This is a genomic window from Acidovorax sp. GW821-FHT10A04 (assembly GCF_059415825.1).
Genome location: NZ_JBWKNZ010000003.1, coordinates 475,502 through 495,474, shown reverse-complemented (window position 1 = coordinate 495,474; position 19,973 = coordinate 475,502). Strand labels below are relative to the sequence as shown.

General features: G+C 67.6%; 21 protein-coding genes and 1 riboswitch. Of the genes, 13 read left to right on the top strand and 8 right to left on the bottom strand.

The window, feature by feature from the left end:
* Window positions 1-72 precede the first annotated feature (72 nt).
* The 7 genes from AC07PF_RS09970 to AC07PF_RS09940 form a co-directional block, all read right to left on the bottom strand.
* Complete coding sequence (locus AC07PF_RS09970; RefSeq protein WP_494605366.1) at window positions 73-555, bottom strand: Lcl C-terminal domain-containing protein; 483 nt, start codon at window positions 553-555, stop codon at window positions 73-75.
* 20 nt (window positions 556-575) lie between these two features.
* Window positions 576-1,376, bottom strand: a complete 801-nt coding sequence (locus AC07PF_RS09965) for an HAD-IIB family hydrolase (protein WP_494605368.1) — start codon at window positions 1,374-1,376, stop codon at window positions 576-578.
* 37 nt (window positions 1,377-1,413) lie between these two features.
* The gene (locus AC07PF_RS09960; RefSeq protein ID WP_494611726.1) at window positions 1,414-1,722 is read right to left on the bottom strand and encodes a hypothetical protein; all 309 of its coding nucleotides are present in this window, start codon (window positions 1,720-1,722) and stop codon (window positions 1,414-1,416) included.
* A gap of 6 nt (window positions 1,723-1,728) precedes the next feature.
* The gene (locus AC07PF_RS09955) at window positions 1,729-2,796 is read right to left on the bottom strand and encodes a hypothetical protein (RefSeq protein ID WP_494611725.1); all 1,068 of its coding nucleotides are present in this window, start codon (window positions 2,794-2,796) and stop codon (window positions 1,729-1,731) included.
* Between the two features lie 97 nt (window positions 2,797-2,893).
* Window positions 2,894-4,522 carry a peptide chain release factor 3 gene (locus AC07PF_RS09950; RefSeq protein WP_007859347.1) on the bottom strand — a complete coding sequence of 543 codons (1,629 nt, stop codon included), beginning with the start codon at window positions 4,520-4,522 and terminating at the stop codon, window positions 2,894-2,896.
* 297 nt (window positions 4,523-4,819) lie between these two features.
* Window positions 4,820-5,596, bottom strand: coding sequence for an SDR family oxidoreductase (locus AC07PF_RS09945; RefSeq protein WP_494611724.1), 777 nt, complete (start codon window positions 5,594-5,596; stop codon window positions 4,820-4,822).
* Between the two features lie 73 nt (window positions 5,597-5,669).
* Window positions 5,670-6,308: a TetR/AcrR family transcriptional regulator gene (locus AC07PF_RS09940; protein WP_494611723.1), complete on the bottom strand. Its 639-nt coding sequence runs from the start codon at window positions 6,306-6,308 to the stop codon at window positions 5,670-5,672.
* Window positions 6,309-6,386: 78 nt separating this feature from the next.
* On the opposite strand from AC07PF_RS09940, the gene AC07PF_RS09935 reads away from it, so the two are divergent.
* The 6 genes from AC07PF_RS09935 (at window position 6,387) to AC07PF_RS09910 (ending at window position 12,420) form a co-directional block, all read left to right on the top strand.
* Entirely contained in the window at window positions 6,387-7,478 is a 1,092-nt protein-coding gene (locus AC07PF_RS09935) for a DUF2855 family protein (protein ID WP_494611722.1), read from the top strand.
* Between the two features lie 37 nt (window positions 7,479-7,515).
* Window positions 7,516-7,593, top strand: a riboswitch (S-adenosyl-L-homocysteine riboswitch).
* 78 nt (window positions 7,594-7,671) lie between these two features.
* Window positions 7,672-9,108 carry an adenosylhomocysteinase gene (gene ahcY / locus AC07PF_RS09930; protein ID WP_007859340.1) on the top strand — a complete coding sequence of 479 codons (1,437 nt, stop codon included), beginning with the start codon at window positions 7,672-7,674 and terminating at the stop codon, window positions 9,106-9,108.
* Window positions 9,109-9,220: 112 nt separating this feature from the next.
* The gene (locus AC07PF_RS09925) at window positions 9,221-10,222 is read left to right on the top strand and encodes a TlyA family RNA methyltransferase (RefSeq protein ID WP_494605377.1); all 1,002 of its coding nucleotides are present in this window, start codon (window positions 9,221-9,223) and stop codon (window positions 10,220-10,222) included.
* Entirely contained in the window at window positions 10,219-11,070 is an 852-nt protein-coding gene (metF, locus tag AC07PF_RS09920; RefSeq protein WP_494605379.1) for a methylenetetrahydrofolate reductase [NAD(P)H], read from the top strand. The genes AC07PF_RS09925 and metF overlap by 4 nt, the downstream gene beginning before the upstream one ends.
* Before the next feature lie 53 nt (window positions 11,071-11,123).
* A complete protein-coding gene (locus AC07PF_RS09915; RefSeq protein ID WP_007856950.1) occupies window positions 11,124-11,735 on the top strand; it encodes a DUF4124 domain-containing protein in 612 nt (203 codons plus the stop codon).
* A 175-nt stretch (window positions 11,736-11,910) separates the two neighbouring features.
* Window positions 11,911-12,420, top strand: coding sequence for a septal ring lytic transglycosylase RlpA family protein (locus AC07PF_RS09910; RefSeq protein WP_494611721.1), 510 nt, complete (start codon window positions 11,911-11,913; stop codon window positions 12,418-12,420).
* 43 nt (window positions 12,421-12,463) lie between these two features.
* Here AC07PF_RS09910 and AC07PF_RS09905 read toward each other — a convergent pair whose 3' ends face one another.
* The gene (locus AC07PF_RS09905; RefSeq protein WP_007856952.1) at window positions 12,464-13,351 is read right to left on the bottom strand and encodes a 23S rRNA (adenine(2030)-N(6))-methyltransferase RlmJ; all 888 of its coding nucleotides are present in this window, start codon (window positions 13,349-13,351) and stop codon (window positions 12,464-12,466) included.
* A 297-nt stretch (window positions 13,352-13,648) separates the two neighbouring features.
* Between AC07PF_RS09905 and AC07PF_RS09900 the strand changes: the two genes are divergently transcribed.
* The 7 genes from AC07PF_RS09900 (at window position 13,649) to mdtD (ending at window position 19,876) form a co-directional block, all read left to right on the top strand.
* Entirely contained in the window at window positions 13,649-15,544 is a 1,896-nt protein-coding gene (locus AC07PF_RS09900) for a serine/threonine protein kinase (protein WP_494611720.1), read from the top strand.
* Window positions 15,545-15,747: 203 nt separating this feature from the next.
* Window positions 15,748-16,179 (top strand): 50S ribosomal protein L13, encoded by a 432-nt coding sequence (gene rplM / locus AC07PF_RS09895; RefSeq protein ID WP_007856954.1) that lies wholly within the window; start codon window positions 15,748-15,750, stop codon window positions 16,177-16,179.
* Window positions 16,180-16,190: 11 nt separating this feature from the next.
* On the top strand, window positions 16,191-16,583 hold the full coding sequence (gene rpsI, locus AC07PF_RS09890; RefSeq protein WP_007856955.1) for a 30S ribosomal protein S9: 393 nt from the start codon (window positions 16,191-16,193) through the stop codon (window positions 16,581-16,583).
* An 89-nt stretch (window positions 16,584-16,672) separates the two neighbouring features.
* Window positions 16,673-17,386 (top strand): DUF6776 family protein, encoded by a 714-nt coding sequence (locus AC07PF_RS09885; RefSeq protein WP_145695912.1) that lies wholly within the window; start codon window positions 16,673-16,675, stop codon window positions 17,384-17,386.
* A 146-nt stretch (window positions 17,387-17,532) separates the two neighbouring features.
* Window positions 17,533-17,958 (top strand): bactofilin family protein, encoded by a 426-nt coding sequence (locus AC07PF_RS09880; RefSeq protein WP_494611719.1) that lies wholly within the window; start codon window positions 17,533-17,535, stop codon window positions 17,956-17,958.
* Window positions 17,959-17,990: 32 nt separating this feature from the next.
* Entirely contained in the window at window positions 17,991-18,356 is a 366-nt protein-coding gene (erpA, locus tag AC07PF_RS09875; RefSeq protein WP_007856958.1) for an iron-sulfur cluster insertion protein ErpA, read from the top strand.
* Window positions 18,357-18,454: 98 nt separating this feature from the next.
* Complete coding sequence (gene mdtD, locus AC07PF_RS09870; RefSeq protein WP_145695911.1) at window positions 18,455-19,876, top strand: multidrug transporter subunit MdtD; 1,422 nt, start codon at window positions 18,455-18,457, stop codon at window positions 19,874-19,876.
* Window positions 19,877-19,973 lie beyond the last annotated feature (97 nt).

The window sequence follows — 19,973 nt, the reverse complement described above, 5'->3', positions numbered from 1 at the left end:
GGTGCCGGGATTGCTTCGGCACCGTCAACCCATCGCGCGTGATCGCCACATGGACCCGGGCGCTGCAGGTCCTCAGCGCCTGACCAGGCGCGCCGGCAGGTGGTTGAGCCGCAGCGCCATGTTGGCCCGGCCTTCGCCGAAGTGCACCAGCCAGGCATGGGTGATGCGGCTGTTGGCCTGGCTCGCGCTCCAGAACCAGTCGGGTGGCGTGTCGGGGAACGCCTGGGTATCGATGGCCGGGTTGCGGCGCCCCGCGTCCACCAGCGTGTGCAACTCGCCGACCGTTGGCAGCCGCCAGCCAGTCTGCTGCGCGGCATGTTCGGCCGCCTCGATCTGGGTGAAGGTGCGGGGCTCGCCCGTGCAGCCCACACCGCTCCATCGCATGCCCTCGGCGCAGCGGCGCCAGGTCAGGCCGGTGCTGCGGTCATGCACTTCCTGGCCGCCGGCGCGCACGGAAAACCGGCCGGGCGTGTGCTGGGCCGTCCACAGGTACCCGCCCAGGGCGCACAGGCCGAGAGCGAGCCAGGCGATGGCGAAGCGCTTGCGCCGGGCCATGTGCGCAGAGGTCGGTGCCGTCAGGCGGTCGCTGCCAGGATGCGCTGCGCCACCTGGCTGAAGCCGGCGCCGCGCTCGCCTTCGGTCACATAGCGTGGCAGGTGCACCAGTTGCGGCACGAAGCGCGCGATGTTGGCCACGCCCACGCTGTGCGCGAAGTGCTGGAACATGAGCTGGTCGTTGGTCGAGTCGCCCACATAGACCCAGCGGCCGATCTCGGCATCGAGGTCGCGGCCGAACAGCTCGCGCACGATCCAGCGCGCCCCTTCGAGCTTGTTGTGGGCGCCGAACCAGCCATTGATGTGGATGCTGCTCACCGTGGCGTTCATTCCGGCCGCGCGCATGCGCTGTACGGCGGCGTCGATGGCCTGCTGCGGCAGCTGCGTGAACTCGCTGTGGTCGATGGCGATGTCGGTCTCGCGCCCGGGCGAATCGGTGGCGCGCAGGGCCCCCGGCACCTCGCGCTCCACCTGCGCCAGCACCTCCTGCATGCGTGCGTAGTTGGTCGTGCGGGTGGGCCCGTCCTGCTGGTAGGTCTTGACCAGGGTCTGGCCCCCAGGGCCGTCCACGCGGCGCAGGGCGACGGCGCCGTTCTCGGCCACGATGGCATCCACGGGCCAGCCCAGCGCGAAGGGCTCGCTCCAGCCGACCGGCCGGCCGGTGATGGGGATGACGTGCAGGCCGGCAGCGCGCAGCGCGCCCAGGGCCTGCAGGGCGTCGGGCGTGATCGCACCGTCGGTGGTCAGCGTGTCGTCGATGTCGGTGAAGACACCGAGCAGGGGAGGGGTGGCTGCGATGTGCCAGTGGGTCAGAGGATGCATGAAGGCGGGGACAAAAAATGGGACCGGCGTAGCCGGGTCAGAACAGCAGGTCCAGGATGCGGTTGATCAAGGCGATGGCGAGGACCGCGACCACGACGTAGCCGATCGTCTGAAGGGTCCGGCGGCGGTCCTGGCGGTTGGCGGCGGTGCGGTAGATCCAGGCTGCAATAGGCGGCGCCACGATGGGGACCAGGATGGCCAGGCCCATCATCGGGATCACGACAAAGCCGCCCCAGTTGTCGGCCGTGTTCATGGTCCGCGCCGATTGGAAGACTTGGTAGGCAGGGATGGCCAGCGCAATGAACAGGGCGACCGAGGCGGCTGCCACGCTGATGTAGCGGGCCATGGCGACCTACACCGCAGCACCGGCGAGGATGGCCCCCCACCATTTCAGGGCGATCCAGCGCTCGCGCTCGCGGGCCTGGTTGGCGGAGGCCGCCTTGGCCGCACGCGCCCGGGCCTCGCGGGCTTGGGCGGCGCAGTTTCCGCGTTGCTCGCACGATGCATTGGCGGCCAGGAAGCTGCGCAGCGCGTCCTGCCGGGGCTGCGCGAGCGCGGTGGCGATCGCACTGCGCTCGGATTCCCGGTCGAGCGCGTCGGACCGGATGCGCAGCCGCCCCTGCTGCTGGGCGGCGAGGAGCACCGCGCCCGCATCCTCTGCGGCACCTTGCAGCGCCGGACCGCGGCACAGGTAGGGCTGGGCCTGGTTGGGCGCCAGGGGGGCTTTGGCCTGGTAGCGGGGAGTCTCGCAGGCCATCGACCAGGCGGGTGTGGCCGCTTGGGCCGCAGCACGCTGCGGCAGCAGTTCCAGATCGAAGGGCCCCAGGGCCAGCGCCCTGCTGCCGGTGTTGTGCAGTTCCACCAGGGCGAAGACGCCGGGCGCTGGTGCCACGCCCGGGGTCGGGTTGGCGGTGGGTGCCCTGGCGTTGTCGCGCAGTGCCCAGACGCCGGGGCGCAGGGTCACCAGGCGTTCCTGCAGGCTACCGATCTCGTCAGGCAAGGGCACGCTGGCCTCGGGCAGTGCGATGCGCAGCTGGCGGGCCAGCAGGGCGTTCCACCAGGCCTTGGCGTCACGGGCGCGGGCGGTGCTGTCGGGTGATCCGACGGACTCGATGGCCTGGCCCAGGGTTTCGGTCGTCGGGGCGAAGTTCCCTGCCGGTTGCAGGCTGGCCAGCCAGCGCAGCAGCAGGGCCTGGCGCAGGGCGGCGGCCTCGCGGGGACGGCCCAATGCCTCCAGCGCCTGGGGCCAGTGCATGGATTCCACGGGCGGGTCGCCGACCGGCATGTTCAGGATGTCCTGGACGGGCGGGATTTCCGCGCGTGGCGCGGCGGGCTGCCTGGCGCCGCTGCGGGGCGGGTCTGCCACGGCCAGGGTGCAGCCCAGTCCCAGTGCGAGCACCAGCATGAAACGCCGCAGCATGCCTGCCGCCCTCCCACGGAGCGCAGGCCGTGCTGTCGAGGGCTGGGCGTGCCGCATGGGAGGGACGATGGCTGAGAGATGGCTTGGAGGAAGAGGCTCAGCTCGCGCTGCCCAGGCTCAGCCCGGCGTGTTCGCGCAGCGGATGGAAGTGGATCTTGGGGAACCGCTCCTGCGCCAGGCGCACGTCGTAGGGCGAGGTGCACAGGTAGGCCAGCGTGTCGGCCGCGTCGTGCGCCAGGCGCAGCGGGTAGGCGTCGGTGAAGGCGCGCAGGTCGGCCGCGTTGTCGGCCGTGATCCAGCGTGCGCCGGTGTACTGGCAGCCCTCCAGGCGCACGTCGGCATCGTATTCCGCCTTGAGGCGGTGCTGCACCACTTCGAACTGCAGCTGGCCCACGGCTCCGAGCAGCATGTTGCCGCCGGCATCGGGCTTGAAGACCTGGATGGCCCCTTCCTCGCCCAGCTGGGCCAGGCCCTGCTGCAGCTGCTTGGTGCGCAGCGGGTTCTTGAGCACCACGGTCATGAACATCTCGGGTGCGAAGAACGGCAGGCCGGTGAACTGCAGGTTGGCGCCATCGGTGATGGTGTCGCCGAGCTGCACGCCGCCGTGCGTGGTGAAGCCGATGATGTCGCCCGCGTAGGCCTCTTCCACCGCCTCGCGGCGCTGCGACATGAAAGTCACGACCGAGGTGGGGCGCAGCTCCTTGGCGCTGCGCTGCACCTTGAGCTTCATGCCCGGCACGTACTTGCCGGAGGCCACGCGCACGAAGGCGATGCGGTCGCGGTGGTTGGCGTCCATGTTGGCCTGCACCTTGAACACCACGCCGGCAAAGCCCTCGTCCTCGGGCTGGATGGTCTTGACCACGGGCTGCTTGTTGACCTGCAGCGTGCTCACGCGCGGGCCGGGGGGCGGCGCCATGTCCACCAGCGCATCGAGCACCTCCATCACCCCGAAGTTGTTCACCCCGGAGCCGAAGAACACGGGCGTCAGCTTGCCGGCCAGGAAGGCCTCGTGGTCCCACTCGGGCGAGGCACCCACGGCCAGTTCCATGCTTTCGAGCGCGGCGTCGAACTCGGCGCCGAAGCGCGCGCGCAGCGTGGTTTCGTCGGACAGCGGGATGGCCTCGAAGTCCTGCGGGCGGCGCTCGCTGCCGGACTCGAACACCGTCATGGTCTTGTTGCGCAGGTTGATGATGCCGCCGAAGGCCTTGCCCTGGCCCACGGGCCAGGTCATGGGGCAGCAGGGCATGCCCAGCTCGCGCTCGACCTCGTCCATGATGTCCAGCGGGTCGCGCACTTCGCGGTCCATCTTGTTCACGAAGGTGATGATGGGCGTGTCGCGCTGGCGGCAGACCTCGATCAGGCGGCGCGTCTGCGCTTCCACGCCGTTGGCCGCGTCGATCACCATCAGCGCCGAGTCGACGGCGGTGAGCACGCGGTAGGTGTCTTCCGAGAAGTCCTTGTGGCCGGGCGTGTCGAGCAGGTTGATCACATGCTCGCGGTACAGCATCTGCATGACCGAGGAGGCCACCGAGATGCCGCGCTGCTTTTCGATTTCCATCCAGTCCGAGGTGGCATGGCGGCTGGCCTTGCGGCCCTTGACGGCACCGGCGATCTGGATCGCACCCGAGAACAGCAGCAGCTTTTCGGTCAGCGTGGTCTTGCCCGCGTCGGGGTGGGAAATGATGGCAAAGGTGCGGCGGCGCCGGGTTTCGGGGGCGTAGGACACAGGGGATTCCAAGAGATGGGGGTGGGCAGCTCGCTGCGGCAGGGGCCTACGGCAGTCGGCGCGGCAGGCGCTCACGCGCCCGAAACCGCTGATTTTACCGGGCTCGCGCCCAGGCCCCTCGGCGGCCGTATCCGAGTTGCTCCACCGCGCTTCGCGCAACCCGCGACGGATGAAACTGGCGCGGCCCAATCCAGTGCTCCCGTGCAAGGGCCGCCCCGCCGCACCGGGGGCGTCCCCCTCCCGACTCGCGCAGCGAGTCGAGAGAGGGGGAAGGCGCGAAGCGACTCAGGGGGTGTTTCAGGCCTCCTGTGCCTGGGCGTGGCGCGCGTACATCTTCTGCATGCCGCCCAGCCAGCGCTCGTAGTCCTGGCCCTTGTTGCGGAAGTACTGCGCCACCTCGGGGTGGGGCAGCACCAGGAAGCGGCCGTCCTGCATGGCGGCCAGCACGTCGCCCGCCACCTGCTCGGGCGGCAGGATGCCGTCGTGCGAGGCCGAACCCCCATCGCCCGTGACCATGGCGGTCTGCACCGACTGCGGGCACAGGCAGGCGACACCCACGCCCTTGCGGCCGTAGGCGATGCGCAGCCACTCGGCAAAGGCCACGGCCGCATGCTTGGTGACGGCGTAGGGCGCGGACTCGACGATGGTCAGCAGCCCCGCCGCCGAGGCCGTGACCAGGAAGAAACCCTCGCCGCGCTCCACCATCTCGGGCACCACGGCGCGGGCGGCCCAGACATGGGCCATGCCGTGGATGTTCCACATCGCGTCCCACAGCGGGTCTTCGAGCTCGATGCCACCTGGGCGGCCCAGGATGCCGGCGTTGGAGATGTAGGCATCGACCCGGCCGTAGCGCGCGCGCGTGGTGGCCACCAGGGCCTTGATGTCGGCCTCGCGCGCAACGTCGCAGCGCACCGCCAGGCCACCGATCTCGTCGGCCACGGCCTGTGCTGGTTCCAGGTGCAGGTCGGCGACGACCACGGCGCGCGCGCCCTCCTGTGCAAAACGCCGCGCGATGCTGCGGCCGATGCCGCTGGCGCCGCCGGTGACGATGATGACCTTGTCCTTCGGGTCCATGGAATGCTCCTCTTGTGTGAGGGCGCCAGTGTCGGGCGGCTTGCCGGGCGCAGCAGCCGCGCAGGTGACAAGCTCAGTCCGCCTGGCGGATGGCGGCGCAGCAAAGCTGTTCCACGCCATGGGCCCACTGCCGCATCTCCTCGGGCCCCAGCTGCAGGAGCAGAACGTAGCGCCTCCCGCCCCAGGCGGACAGGTGCAGCTTGCGAGCCAGGTCCGGGGCCGTCGCCCGGGGCAGATCGGTGCAGGCCGCCAGCACCCGGCCCCACGCGGCGACGAGTTCCTCATGCGCGCGGCGGTGGTCGCGGGGCTCGGCCATCTGCGCTTCCAGCGCCAGCATCCCGGGGTAAAAGGTCGGCAGCTCGGGCGCATCCACGCCGCAGACCAGGCGCACCAGCTGGTGGATGCGCTGCTCCCAGGGCAGGCCGGCGGGCTGCACGGCCTCGCGCTCGATGGCCGCGAGCAGGGTTTCAATGCAGTGGCGCACGTAGCCTGAGAGCAGGGCCGTCTTGTTGGGGAAGTAGTCGTAGAGCGTGCCCACGGCGATACCGGTCTCCAGCGCCACGTTGCGCGTGGTGAGCTTGTCCCAGCCGTCGCGCTGCCAAATCCGAACAAAGGCGTCGTAGATGGCCTGCACGGTAAAGCGGGCCCGCGCCTGGCGCGGCCGTTTCAAGGGCCTGGCCGCTGCGGCGGGGTGGGCGGGCGGGGCCTTCATCGGTTTCCGAACCCGCGGCAGGGCCCGGCGCCATACAGTGACCAGAGCGCCTTTTCACACCCGTACCGGAGACACACCATGACCATGCAGACCCGCCTGTTGACCGACAAGAACGCATTGAATCACACCCGCACCGTGCAGTCGCCCCTGGCGCCGCTGCAGCCCGGCGAGGCCCTGCTGCGCGTGGACCGCGTGGCCGTGACCACCAACAACATCACCTACGCGGCCTTCGGCGATGCCATGAAGTACTGGGATTTTTTCCCCACCGGCGAAGCGGGCTGGGGCCACATGCCGGTCTGGGGCTTTGCCGAGGTCGTGGCATCCGACGTGGAGGGCGTGGCCGTGGGCGAGCGCTTCTACGGCTACTGGCCGATCGCCAGCCACCTGCGCATGCAGCCTGTGCGCGTGACGGCGCGGGGCTTCTACGACGGCGCCGAGCACCGCCAGGGCCTTACCTCCGCCTACAACCAGTACACGCGAACCAGCGCCGATCCGGCCTACCGCGCCGCCGACGAGAACTGGCAGATGCTGGTGCGCCCGCTGTTCATCACCTCGTTCATGCTGGCGGACTTCCTCTCGGACAATGCCTTCTTCGGTGCGAAGCGCCTGGTGTTCTCCAGCGCATCGAGCAAGACGGCCTTCGGCACGGCGTTCTGCCTGCAGGGGCAGGAGGGCATCGAGCGGGTGGCACTCACCTCGTCGCGCAACAGCGCCTTCGTGCAGGGCCTGGGCTGCTACGAGCGCACGGTGGCCTATGGCGAGCTGGAGGCGCTGGAGACGAGCGTGCCCACGCTGTACGTGGACTTTTCGGGCGACGAGGGCCTGCGCGCACGCGTGCACCACCACCTGGGCGCTGCCCTGGTCTACGACTGCTATGCGGGCTCGGCCCAGAACACGCAGTTCCTGCGCGATACCGCCTTGCCCGGGCCGGCCCCGGCGTTCTACTTCGCGCCGGTGCAGATCCGAAAGCGCAATGCCGACTGGGGACCGGAGGTGGTGAACCAGAAGTTCAACGCCGCGCAGCGCGCCTTTATCGAGCGCATCAGCGACGCCCGCCAGCCCTGGATGCGAGTGCAGGAGCACGCGGGCTTTGCCGCTGCGCAGGCGCTGGTGGAGGACCTGCATGCCGGACGCATCGATCCGCAGCTGGGACATGTCGTCACGCTGTAGACGTGGCATGCCGCGTGCTTTTACTTATAATGCGCGCATCCGAGGAGCGTTGCAGCGTCCCCAGCACTGGCGGGGCGTGAGGCTCGGAGTCATCTAGCAACGACGCTCATCCACTTCTCGTGTGGTGAGTGAGCCTTCCGTCTCATCCCCGCGCTGAACGTGGTCTTTCAAACATGCTTTGGAGCACACCACCATGAACGCACGCGTCAACGCCCCGGTCGTCAACACCGACTGCATCATTGCCGACATCGGCCTGGCCGCCTGGGGCCGCAAGGAAATCCGCATCGCCGAAACGGAGATGCCCGGCCTGATGGCCATCCGCGAGGAATTCGCCGCCCAGAAGGCCTTGAAGGGCGCCCGCATCACCGGCAGCCTGCACATGACCATCCAGACCGCCGTGCTGATCGAGACGCTGCAGGCCCTGGGTGCCGACGTGCGCTGGGCCTCGTGCAACATTTTCTCCACGCAGGACCATGCCGCTGCGGCCATCGCCGCCACCGGTACGCCGGTGTTCGCCATCAAGGGTGAAACCCTGGCCGAGTACTGGGACTACACCCACCGCATCTTCGACTTCGGCCCCGCCGGCAGCGAAGGTGAAGGCCCCAACCTGATCCTGGACGATGGTGGCGATGCCACGCTGCTGATGCACCTGGGCCAGCGCGCGGAGAAGGACGCATCGCTGCTGGACAACCCCACCAGCGAAGAAGAAACCTGCCTGTACGCCTCGATCAAGGCCAAGCTGGCCGTGGACCCGACCTGGTACACCCGCAAGAGCGCCCAGATCATCGGCGTGACCGAAGAAACCACCACGGGCGTGCACCGCCTGAAGGAAATGTCGGCCAAGGGCACGCTGCTGTTCCGCGCGATTAACGTCAACGACTCGGTGACCAAGAGCAAGTTCGACAACCTGTACGGCTGCCGTGAATCGCTGGTGGACGGCATCAAGCGCGCCACCGACGTGATGATCGCCGGCAAGGTGGCCTGCGTGGCCGGCTACGGCGACGTGGGCAAGGGCAGTGCCCAGGCCCTGCGCGCGCTGTCGGCCCAGGTCTGGGTGACCGAGATCGACCCCATCAACGCCCTGCAGGCCGCGATGGAAGGCTACAAGGTCGTGACCATGGAGTACGCTGCCGACAAGGCCGACATCTTCGTGACCACCACCGGCAACAAGGACGTGATCACCCACGAGCACATGAAGGCCATGAAGGACCAGGCCATCGTCTGCAACATCGGCCACTTCGACAACGAGATCCAGGTCGCCACGCTCGAACAGTACGAGTGGGAAGAGATCAAGCCCCAGGTGGACCATGTGATCTTCCCGGACGGCAAGCGCATCATCCTGCTGGCCAAGGGCCGCCTGGTGAACCTGGGCTGCGGCACGGGCCACCCGAGCTTTGTGATGTCCAGCTCGTTCGCCAACCAGACCATCGCCCAGATCGAGCTGTTCATGCACAAGGACCGCTACGAGAACGGCCAGGTCTATGTGCTGCCCAAGCACCTCGACGAAAAGGTCGCACGCCTGCACCTGAAGAAGGTCGGCGCCATGCTGACCGAACTCTCCGACGAACAGGCCGCCTACATCGGCGTGTCCAAGCAAGGCCCTTACAAGCCCGACACCTACCGCTACTGATCGGCGGTCGCCGCCGGCCGCTCTTTCCCAGGGGGAAGGGCGCCGGTGGCGCAGAACACCTTGGTGCCCTTGGGGCCATGAAATCCATTGCCTCCCGGCGAGAGAGTGACGCATGCGTGCAGATGTTTTTTTGGTGGAATTCGGCCATGCGGCCACGCGCTCGCAGGCGCAGCGGCTGATCGCGGCCGGGGTGGAGTGGCGCCTGTCGCCGCTCGCACCCTGGCAGAAGGTGGCCAAGAACGGTGACGACATTCCGTCGGTGGCCGAGCTGCGGCTGCTCGATGACTCCGAGGCGAAGTACCTCTCGCGCGGCGGCCTCAAGCTTGAGGGCGCGCTCGCCGCCACCAAGCTGTCCGTTAAGGGGCTGCGCTGCCTGGACGTGGGCCAGAGCACCGGGGGCTTCACCGACTGCCTGCTGCAGCAGGGCGCTGCCCAGGTGATCGGCGTGGACGTGGGGCAAGGCCAGTTGCATGAGCGGCTGCGCAACGACCCGCGTGTGGTGGGCGTGGAAGGGCTCAATGCCCGCGCCATGACAGCCGATTCGCTGCAGGAAGCCTGCGAGGAGGCCCTGTCCGAGCATGTGGAAACAGATATCGACGACAACGACACCCAGCCCGTGGCCCCCTATGCCTGGATGCGCAATGGCGGTGAAGTGGACGACGGGTACGACGACAGCGACGATGCCAAGGAACAGGACGTGGAGGCCTTCAAGGCCGAGCGCGTCGCCAAGGCGCGCGCGCGGGCTGAAGGCATCGTGCGCACGGTGCGCCGCCGCAGGGCGGGGCGGGAGCAGGTGGACATCACGCCCACCTTCGATCTGGTCACCGGTGACCTGTCGTTCATCTCGCTCACCCTCGTGCTGCCCGCGCTGGTGCCACTGTTGGCGCCGGGTGGGCAGTTGCTGATGCTGGTCAAGCCGCAGTTCGAGCTGCAGCCCGGCCAGGTCGGCAAGGGCGGCATCGTGCGCGACGAATCCCTGTATGCGGTGGTCGAGCAGCGCATCCGCGACTGCTGCGCCGGCCTGGGCCTCGCGGTACAGGCCTGGCTGGAAAGCCCCATTGGCGGTGGCGACGGCAACCGTGAATTCTTTGTTTTTGCGAGGAGGGCCGCATGAACGCAGCCAAGGCACAGGCCACTGGCTTTCCGGTGAGCCTCGAATTCTTTCCGCCCAAGACACCTGCGGGCGCCGACAAGCTGCGCGCCGAGCGCCAGCAGCTGTATGTGCTGAGCCCAGAGTTCTGCTCCGTCACCTACGGTGCCGGCGGCTCCACGCAGGAGGGCACTTTCGGCACCGTGCGCGAGATCCTGGCCGAGAGCGTGCCAGCGGCCTCGCACTTCTCTTGCATCGGCGCCACACGCGCATCGGTGCGCGAGCAGCTGGACCAGCTCAAGGCCATGGGCGTCAAGCGCCTGGTGGCCTTGCGTGGTGACCTGCCCAGCGGCTATGGCGCGGGCGGCGAGTTCCAGTACGCCAGCGACCTGGTGGCCTTCATCCGGGCCGAGACCGGGCGCGACTTCCATATCGAAGTGGCCGCCTACCCCGAGGTGCATCCCCAGGCCCGCTCACCCGAAGCCGACCTCAAGGCCTACCTGGCCAAGGTGCAGGCAGGCGCCGACGCGGCCATCACCCAGTACTTCTACAACGCGGATGCCTATTTCCGCTTCGTGGACGACGTGCAGGCCCTGGGCGCCAGCATCCCTGTGGTGCCGGGCATCATGCCGATCACCAGCTCTACCCAGCTCTTGCGCTTCTCGGATGCCTGCGGCGCCGAAATCCCGCGCTGGATCCGCCTGCGCCTGCAGGCTTTCGGGGACGATATGGCGAGCATCAAAGCCTTCGGCCTCGACGTGGTGACGGATCTGTGCGACCGGCTGCGCAGTGCAGGCGTGCCTGCATTGCACTTCTACACCATGAACCAAAGCGCCGCCACCCTCGAAATTTGCCGCCGCCTGGTGTTGTGAGTGGCGTCCAACGGTAATATTCACACCCTTTGTTTCATTTTTTCTGGTGCGCCATGAAGGTTGTATTTGCCGTGATGCTGGCCCTGCTGGGGGCCTTGGGTGCATCGAGCGTGGGGGCGCAGACGCGCTACCACTGCCGCGATGCCAATGGGAATGACTATTCCCTGTCGCGTCCGTGCCCGAGTGGAAGCACCACGCGAACTGTGGAAGCGGTCCCTGTCCAACCATCCTATTCCTACAGCCAGCCTTCCCGTCCCACCGTGGTGCGCACGGCACCCGATGTGCCGGACCACTACAGCTACATGAGTGGACGCTGCCGCTCGCTGGACGAAAACATCCGCAATGCCTACTCGCGCAAGATCGCGCCGGACGTGGTGCAGGGCATGCGCAGTGAGTACCGCCGCGACTGCGCCCAGGAAGAGCAGGACGCCTCCGACCGCTTCTACCAGGAGCGGCGAGCGGGGGACAGGCAGCGCCGCGATGAAGAAAGATCCGCCCAGTTGGCGAATCAGTCGGCCCGTGACATGGACGCCCGCCAGGCCCAGCAATGCGCTGAATCGCAGCGCATCCTGAACAACAAGAAGGCCCGTACCGACCTCACCGAAGGGGAGCGGGCCGACCTCAAGCGCTTTGAAGAGGCGTTTCTTGCGCGCTGCAAGCGCTGATCTTTCGCGAGCAATTGCCTGCGCGCTGGTGGCCTGCTGCCTGCTGTGGTGGCCAGCGGCATGGGGTGAGGAAGCGGGTTTGCGCCTGGATGGCGCCACGGGTAGCGACCTTAGGGTGCCGCCGGACCCCGCCGAGACCCTGCCATTGCGCCCCGGGGCCGTGGGGGTGCAGGGATTGACCCGCCCCAGCCTGTCGGCGGATGTGGCGGACATGGATGAAGACGAGGACGACGACGCCCTCGGTGCGGACGAGGGCCCCCTGGAAACGGGCCTGGCCTCCTGGTATGGCCAGCGCTTCCACCGGCGGCGCACGGCCAGCGGCGAGTTGTTCGACATGAATGCCATGACGGCGGCGCACCGCACGCTGGCCTTTGGCACCCGCATCTGCGTGCGGGACCGGGAAACGGGCAAGGGCGTGGTGGTGCGGGTCAACGACCGGGGCCCGCACGTGGCCAACCGCATCGTCGACCTGAGCCGTGGTGCGGCCTTGGCCCTGGGAGTGCAAGGGGGGCTCAAGCCCGTGGATGTGTTCCCTGTGGGTGGCGATGCCGTCACCTGCCCACCCGCTCCCCTCGATAACCTTCCGCAGCGCTTTGCCCTGCCCGCGGCCCGCGAAACGCAGGCCCCAGCGGCCAACGCTCGCCGCACCCGTGCGGCTGCGCCGCGCCTGCTGCGTTCCCCCTGAGCGTTCCGAGCGCTGCCGTGGCGAGCCGCGGTGGTCGTCCTGGCTATCCGCCGGACTCCAGGGTGTGCGTCGCGTTCCGGTCCTGCGCCAGCAGCTCCGCCATCTGCGGCAGGGCGTCCTTGAGCGCCGCCTTGAGCGTGAAGGGTGGGTTGATCAGGAACATGCCGCTGGCCGGCAGGCCGGGGCGCTTGGTGTCGCCGCTCGCGGTTTCGGTCATCTTGCTGGACTTGACGGTCAGCGTGGCATGCAGCCAGCTTTTCCCCGCCTTGGTGGCCAGGGTCTTCAGGCGGCGCGGCAGGTCATGGGCTTCGGGGCGCGGGATGATCGGGTACCAGAAGGCATAGGTGCCGGTGGCAAAGCGCTTGAGCGAATCCGCCGCCATGTCGAGCACCTTGCCGTAGTCATTTTTCATCTCGTAGCTGGGGTCGCACAGCACCAGCGCGCGCCGGGCCGGCGGAGGCAGGAATTTCTTGATGCCCTCGAACCCGTCCTCGTGCAGCACCGCCACCTGTCGCCCGGCTTCGAGCTGGGCCACGTTGCCGGCGAGTGCGCGCAGGTCGGTGGGGTGCAGCTCGAACAGCTTGAGCTTGTCATGGTCGCGCAGCAGGCGCTGGATGATGAAGGGCGAGCCCGGGTAGACGCGCGTGGCCGCACCCTGGTTGAAGGCGCGCACCATGTCCACATAGGCCTGCAAGGCGGGTTTGAGCGCGGGTGCCCCGGGTGCGACCAGCCGGGCGATGCCGTCGGCGGACTCGGCGCTGGTATTGGCATAGTCGCCGTCCAGCCGGTACAGGCCTGCGCCTGCATGGGTGTCCAGCACGGTCAGGGCCGCGTCTTTCTCGGTAAGGTGCTGCAAGGTGGCAATCAGCACCGTGTGCTTGAGCACGTCGGCGTGGTTGCCTGCATGGAAGGCGTGGCGGTAACTGAACATGCCCCAATGGTAACGATTGTCAGCGCCTGGACCGATATTTCGGCGCTTGCCGCCCGATCAGATGGCCCCACTCCCGTCAATTGGGTCTTTCAGGCGCCACAGGTGGCATGGACAATGCAGTACAGGGCAGAATTGCGTGCTGGGAGGTTCCTGCGTGACGTTTTTGGCAGATATGTGGCTTTTTGTTTCAATGCCACCGGCTGTCATGCATCATGATTGCAGGTGCCGCGGGACGGCCCCTCGCAGCAGTTTCCTGCCCCCCGTCCCGGCGGCCTGTCCGCCCAGCCTTTTCGCACAATGACCGAAACCTCTGTTCCTGCTCCTGCCAGCGCCGTCAGCCATGTCGATGCGCTGCCGCCTGGAACGCGGCTGGCCGAGTTCGAAATCCTGGCCTTGCTGGGGGTGGGCGGTTTCGGCATGGTCTACAAGGCCTTCGACCATTCGCTGCACCGGGCGGTGGCGATCAAGGAGTACATGCCTTCGGCGCTGGCCGGGCGGGCCCAGGGCCAGTCGCTGTGGGTGCGCTCCTCGTCGGACCAGCAGACCTTCCACGCCGGCCTCGAATCCTTTGTGGGCGAGGCCCGCCTGCTGGCCCAGTTCGACCACCCCTCGCTGGTCAAGGTGTTCCGCTTCTGGGAGGCCAACAACACCGCCTATATGGTCATGCCTCTGTATTCGGGCATGACCTTCAAGCAGGCGCGCGCCCAGATGCGCACGCCGCCCACCGAAGAGTGGCTGCGCAAGCTGCTGTGGTCGGTGCTGGGGGCCCTGCGCGTGCTGCACGACGGCAAGACCCTGCACCGTGACATCTCGCCGGACAACATCTTCCTGCAGGACAGCGGGCCACCGGTGCTGCTGGACCTGGGCGCGGCGCGCCATGCGATCAACGACAAGGACCACAAGCACACCGCGGTGCTCAAGGTGAACTACGCACCCATCGAGCAGTATTCCGAAGGTGACGACGACCTGCGCCAGGGGCCCTGGAGCGACCTGTACTCGCTGGCGGCCGTGGTGCACGGCTGCCTGTGCAACGACACACCCCTGCCGGCCACCCTGCGTTCCATCAAGGACCGCATGGTGCCGTTCTCGCGGGTGGCCAAGACCGTCAAGAAGCAACTGGGGGTCGAGTATTCGCCGGCTTTCGTGGCCGCGGTCTCGCAGGCGCTGTCGCTCAGGCCGGAGGACCGGCCCCAGAGCATCGACGCCTTCCTGCAGCTGATGGAGATGACCAGCCCCCCTGAGGGAGTGGAGCATTTCGACTTCCGCGCCGACCTGGGCGATATCTGGGTGGAGCCTGCTGACCAGCCCGGTCCCGGTCTGCTGACCCCGACGGTGGACGTGACGGCGGCCCCCGCCATCGTGGCCCAGATCGAGGCCCAGGTGAACAAGGCGCTGGAGGCGAAAGCCGAGGAGGCCCAGGCCGAGGAATACCCTGATACCGTGCAACGGGGCGCGGCCGACACCGTCTTCATGGACCCCGTGGACACGCAGGTCCTCGAGGTGCCCATGCCCGGCGCGGACCGCAAGACTGCGCGCCACGGCCGTGGCGATTCCAGCGGCGCTGCGGGCCGGGTGCGCGCGGCCCTCACGGAGTCCGAGCGTGCCAGCGCAGCCCTGGCGGCGCGCGCCGACCGGCGTTCGAGTCGCATGCCGGTGTGGCTGGTGCTGGGTGCAGCCGGGTTGGCTGTGGCGGCTGCCGGGGTCTGGTGGTCGCAAGGCCGTGGTCCGAAAGCAGCCCCCGTGGACGACATCATCACCGAGATGGCCGAGCCGGCGCCCGCTGCGTCCGAGGCGGTGGCGGTTCTGGTGCCCGCATCGGAGCCCGCAACCACCGTGGCCAGCGCGCCCCTGGGGGCCACACTGACCGTGGCCGAGGCCGCATCGGCGGCCGCGGCGGCCAAGCCCGTGCCCAAGCCGAAACGCGCCGTGGCCTCCGAGTCCGCGCCTGCGCCCGTTGTGGTCCATGAGGAGCCGCCACCGCCGCCACCGCCACCGCCACCGGTGGAGCGCCCCCGTCCCGCGCCGGTGCGCGTGCCGTCGCCGCAGGAGACCTGTGCCGACGCCAGCTTCCTGGCCCGTCCCATGTGCATCCACAACGAATGCCAGAAGCCGTCCCAGGCTGGATCCGCCATTTGCGTGGAGAACAAGCGCCGCTACGACGCCGAAGAGGCGCGCCGCCGCCAGTCGCCCTGAGCCTTCCCGGTGTGGAGCCGGGAGCCTTGCGCGGCTTTCGCAAGGCATGGCTTGCGCCGCAGGCCTGGTAATTCGTATAATCGAGAGCTTCGCAGCGCTTTGTGGTCCCGCGGCGAGGAATTTCATGCCACCTAAGAGGCTTCCTTCAGAGAAGCACCGACCGTGGAAAAGGACCCGCCAAACCCTCTTCAAAGAGAAAACTCATGACTACTACTTTCAGCGCCAAGCCCGCTGAGGTCGTGCACGAGTGGTTTGTGATTGACGCGACCAACAAGGTCCTCGGACGAGTAGCCAGCGAAGTTGCTCTCCGTTTGCGCGGCAAACACAAGGCCATTTACACGCCTCACGTCGACACCGGTGACTTCATCGTCATCATCAACGCCGCCCAGCTCAAGGTCACCGGCACCAAGTCCCTGGACAAGGTGTACTACCGCCATTCGGGTTACCCCGGCGGTATCACGGCCACGAACTTCCGCGACATGCAAGCCAAGCACCCCGGCCGCGCGCTGGAGAAGGCCGTCAAGGGCATGCTGCCCAAGGGTCCCCTGGGCTACGCAATGATCAAGAAACTCAAGGTGTATGGCGGTGCAGAGCATCCCCACACCGCCCAGCAGCCCAAGGCTCTGGAAATCTAAGGAGCCTTGAGATGATTGGTGAATGGAACAATGGCACCGGCCGTCGCAAGTCCAGCGTCGCCCGCGTGTTTCTGAAAAAAGGCACTGGCAAGATCACGGTGAACGGCAAGGACATCCAGTCCTACTTCGGCCGCGAAACCTCGATCATGATCGCCAAGCAGCCCCTGGCACTGACGAACCATGTCGAAACCTTCGACATCCAGATCAATGTGCACGGTGGTGGTGAATCCGGCCAGGCTGGCGCTGCCCGCCATGGCATCACCCGCGCCTTGATCGACTACGACGCGACGCTCAAGCCCGCACTGAGCCAAGCCGGCTTCGTGACGCGCGATGCCCGCGAAGTGGAACGTAAGAAGGTCGGTCTGCACTCTGCACGCCGCGCCAAGCAGTTCTCCAAGCGTTAAGCCTGGGCTGCCCTGCAAAAAAACCGCCTTCGGGCGGTTTTTTCGTTTAAGGTGCGCTCTTCGTTTTCGAGCACCCGTTTCCGCCTCCCATGCGTTTGCGCCTTCTTCGCCGCCGGCTGACCATCAGTGCCCCCCGTGTGGCCATCCGCAGCGCCATGCCCTGGCCTGTGCGCTGGCTGCTGCTGGCGGTTGTTTTCGGCTTGTGCGCCGCCGTGGCGCTATGGGCCTTCGAGTTCGGCAAGTCCATCGCCGGGCTCGATTCCGGCGCCCGCGAGGAGCTGGTGCGGCTGCGCGGCGAGGTGGCACGGCTGGTGGAGGAGACGCAGCGCCAGCATGCCGTCTCGCAGACGGCCGAGAGCATCCTCACCGCCGACCGGGCTACCCTGCAGACCCTGATGGCCCAGGTACGGCAGCTCGAGGCCGAGAACCGCACGCTGCGCGAGGACCTTGGGTTCTTCGAGCGCCTCATCCCGGCAGGCTCCACGGAGGGCGTGGCCATTCGCGGCCTGCACGCCGAAACCGTGGGCGGCATGCAGTTGCGCTGGCAGGTGCTGGTGATCCAGGCCGCGCGCAACGCGCCGGAGTTCAATGGCAAGCTGGAACTGGTGCTGGCGGGAACGCAGGACGGCAAGCCCTGGACGCAGACCTTTCCTCAGGGCGCAGCCCTGCAACTGCGCCAGTACCGGCGCCTGGAGGGGATGTTGACCCTGCCACCCGATGCCGTGGTAAAAACCGTGACCGCGCGGGTGCTGGATGGCAGCACCCTGCGCACCTCCCAGACCATGGCCCTGGCGGCGGAATAGCCGCCACCTGCCGTCGCCCGCCACCTTGTGTGCGGAGCGGGCAGAAAGCCAGGGTTCTGCCTTTCATTTTTGCTGCGGATGGACCGACCGCCTGCCGACGCCCCGGGCGCCTGCGGGCCGCCATCCCTGACCCAGGAGTTTTGCCCATGTTTTCCCGAAAAAAGCAGCCCCCGATCAAGAGCCTGGTGGCCCATGGCACCCGCATCGACGGCAATGTGCTGTTTGGCGAGGGGATGCGCATCGATGGCGAGGTGGTGGGCGACATCCGCTCGGGCACCGAGCAGCCCAGCATCCTGGTGATCTCCGAATCAGCGCGTGTCGAAGGGGCGGTGCATGCCGACCACGTGATCGTCAACGGCTCGGTGACCGGCCCGGTGCATGCGGCCGAGCTGCTGGAGCTGCAGCCCAAGGCGCGCATCACGGGCAACGTGCACTACAAGGCGCTGGAAATGCACCAGGGCGCCATGATCACGGGCCAGATGTGCCCGCTGGCGGTGGTGGCCGACGAAAAGCCCCCACTGCAGTTGTCGTCAAAGCCGGTAGCCCCTGAATCCCCGACTGCTTTGCAGTAGTATTGGCCCCAAACCTGATAACGGAGCCCCCCATGAGCGCAGTTGCCGAGAACATCCAGACCGAAATGCCCGCCCCCATCCTGTTCACCGACAGTGCTGCGGCGAAGGTGGCGGACCTGATCGCGGAAGAAGGCAATCCCGACCTCAAGCTGCGTGTCTTCGTGCAGGGTGGCGGATGCTCGGGCTTCCAGTACGGCTTCACGTTCGATGAAATCACGAACGACGACGACACCACCATGACCAAGAATGGCGTCTCGCTGCTGATCGACGCCATGAGCTACCAGTACCTGGTCGGTGCCGAGATCGACTACAAGGAAGACCTGCAGGGCGCCCAGTTCGTGATCAAGAACCCCAACGCCACGACCACCTGCGGCTGCGGCTCCAGCTTCTCCGCCTGAGGACGCGGTGCCGTGCCGACGGCACCGCACTTCGCAGCAAGCCGCCTTCGGGCGGCTTTTCATTTGAGGCTCCTGATTTCCCCATAGTCTGGCAGCGCATGCAGCAAGAACAATCCCGCAAGGTCCTCCTTTGGCTGGTGGCCATCGGCTTCTTCATGCAGACGCTGGACGCCACCATCGTCAACACCGCGCTGCCGGCCATGGCGCGCAGCCTGGGTGAGAGCCCGCTGCAGATGCAGTCGGTGGTGGTGGCCTATTCGCTGGCCATGGCCATGCTGATCCCGGCCTCGGGCTGGCTCGCGGACCGCTTCGGCTCGCGCCGTGTCTTCTTCTCGGCCATCGTGCTGTTCGTGCTGGGCTCGGTGTGCTGCGCCATGGCCCAGAACCTGCCCCAGCTCGTGGCAGCCCGCGTGGTGCAGGGGCTGGGCGGTGCGCTGCTGCTGCCGGTGGGGCGGCTGGTGGTGCTGCGCACCTTTCCGCGCGAGCAGTTCCTGCAGGCCATGAGCTTCGTCGCCATCCCCGGCCTCATCGGCCCGTTGATCGGCCCCACGCTGGGCGGCTGGCTGGTGGAGGCCGCCTCCTGGCACTGGATCTTCCTGATCAACGTGCCCGTGGGGCTGGTGGGCTGCATCGCCACGCTGCGCTTCATGCCCGGGGAGCCCGTGACCTTCGTGCCCCGTTTCGACCTGGCCGGCTACCTGATGCTGGCCTTCGGCATGGTGTCGCTGTCGCTGGCGCTCGATGGCCTGGCCAGCATGGGCCTGCGCCAGGCCAGCGTGCTGGTGCTGATGGTCTTCGGCCTGGCCAGCCTGGTGGCCTACTGGCTGCACGCCGCGCGCCGCGCCGATCCGCTGTTCTCTCCGAGCCTGTTTTCGGTCGACACACTGCGCATCGGCCTGCTGGGCAACCTGTTCTCGCGGCTGGGCAGCTCCTGCATGCCCTTCCTGATCCCGCTGCTGCTGCAGGTCACCATGGGCTACTCGCCGATGCAGGCGGGCATGATGATGCTGCCGGTGGCGATTGCCGGCATGTCGATGAAGCGTTTCACCACGCCGCTGATCACCCGCTTCGGCTACCGCCAGGTGCTGGTGGGCAATACCCTGCTGGTCGGCCTGACCATGGCCAGCTTCGGCCTGGCCGATCCGTCCCAGCCGCTGTGGGCACGCGTGCTGCAGCTGGCGGTCTTCGGTGCAGTGAACTCCCTGCAGTTCACGGCCATGAACACGGTGACCCTCAAGGACCTGGACCATGCCACGGCCAGCAGCGGCAACAGCCTGCTGTCCATGGTGCAGATGGTGGCCATGGGCATGGGCGTGGCGGCTGCGGGCGCGGTGTTAGCGGCCTTCACTGCCTTCTTCCAGCCACCAGGCGCGGCGCACACGCTTTCGGCCTTCCAGGCCACCTTTGCCTGCATGGGACTGATGACGGTGGCGTCGGCCGGCATCTTCTGGCAGCTGTCGCCCGAGGACCGGGCCAGCAGCAAGGCAGCGACCACGGCCGACGCCGCAGACCACGGCTGAGCTGAGAGCCTGTTTACGATCTTTTCAGGGTTGTGCAAGTACCTTGCCGGGATGGGATGCAAGGCGCGGGGTGCAGCCAATAGCTCGGCTATTGGCA